The sequence below is a fragment of the Bartonella sp. MR110HLJHH genome, from assembly GCF_042194225.1.
Taxonomy (GTDB): Bacteria; Pseudomonadota; Alphaproteobacteria; order Rhizobiales; family Rhizobiaceae; genus Bartonella; species Bartonella grahamii.
In genome coordinates, this window is sequence record NZ_JBHIMQ010000057.1 from 1 (window position 1) to 1,494 (window position 1,494).

At 38.5% G+C, this 1,494-nt stretch carries 2 protein-coding genes; both read right to left on the bottom strand.

Annotated features, from left to right (window positions below):
- Window positions 1-149 precede the first annotated feature (149 nt).
- Entirely contained in the window at window positions 150-923 is a 774-nt protein-coding gene (locus ACFIKB_RS09245; protein ID WP_375653463.1) for a hypothetical protein, read from the bottom strand.
- Window positions 924-1,004: 81 nt separating this feature from the next.
- On the bottom strand, window positions 1,005-1,494 hold a 490-nt coding region (locus ACFIKB_RS09250), incomplete at its 5' end, for a hypothetical protein (RefSeq protein ID WP_375653465.1).

Below are 1,494 nucleotides of genomic sequence, written 5' to 3' on the forward strand. Positions count from 1 at the left end.
TTTTGATACGTTTTGTGCAATAAAGAGATGTTCTTTTATATTTCGATTGGTTACTTTAATCGTTTATTTAGATCGCTAGCTGTTTTGATAATAAAAGCCGTGTCTTAAAGGACGCGGCTTTTTTGCTATAAAGAAGCCCCCCGCGTTATTTAAGCAGCGTCTTTTAGTGACAGATTATCATCACAGATATCATTACGAATTTTTGCACGGCTATTCACAACAGCATTGCCATAAATTTGCACATGATGATCAATATTTGATTTGCCATAGACCTTGGCATGATCATAAATCCTTACAAAGCAACCAACACGAGCCGAGCCAGAAACCTTGGCATGACCATAGATACTTGAATAATCCTTAATCCAGGCATTACAAAAAACATGGGCATTATCATAAACCCGCGCCCAGACATAAATGCGTGACTTGCCATACACATGGGCATTGCCAAAAATATAGCCACAAACATAGGCACTTTCATAGACACGGGCATTGTCATAAACCTTGGCACCATTAGAAATAGTAGCATTATCACTGATTACGGCATTACCATAAACATGCCCACAGACCTTAGCGTTATCATGAATTTTTGCGTTATCATAAATATAAGCGGTTGTATCAAAAACCAATGCCTTGCCATTAACGATAGCATTGCCATACACCTTGGCACCTCTAAAGATTTTAGCATCATTATAAATTTTAGCATTTTCATAAACAGTTGCATCGAAAAGAACCGCGGCATTATCATAGACCCAGCAATTGCCATCATGGGATAAGTTACTTTCATTTTCAATAAAACCGCCGAGGTCCCCCGCCTTAACATCATCGAAATCTCTTAGAGCACGTATGCGGTGTAAAGTAAGACCATCAAAAGTGAAGTTTTCATTAGTAAATTCATATTTTTTAGATACAGTTGTAGTGGTCATAGGTAGCTCCCTAATCTGACATTTGAATAAATTTTTAATAAGAGGTTTAAAGAAGGCGCCCCCGCCGCACCCGCGCGTTATTTAAGCTGTTTTCCTATGAGGACGACACATAACAAAGCAAATTTCACCATAAGGAGAAAGGCGTTCTGTATAAACATTATTCATTGTGTCACCACAAATATTCTTAGTAACAATAGCCATGCCACATGCATTGGCATTTTCATAAACATGCACTTTACTTACAATTTTTGCACTATCGAAAACATGGGCATTATCATACACATGGGCATTGGCAAAAACCTTTGCTGAATCGTAGACGCGAGCATTACCATATACAAAACCACCAACACCTGCATTGCCATAAACCTGCGCATTTTCGTAAACACGACCAGGGCTCACAACAATGGCCTGATCACCAACCCAGCAATTACCATCATGGGAAAGATTTTCTTCAGATTCAATATAGCCACCAAGTTGACCAGCTTTAACATCACCAAAATCTCTTAACGCCTTAATGCGATAAAGTTTTTTACCCTCACGAAGAATTGTTTGATTGGTGAGTTGATATTTT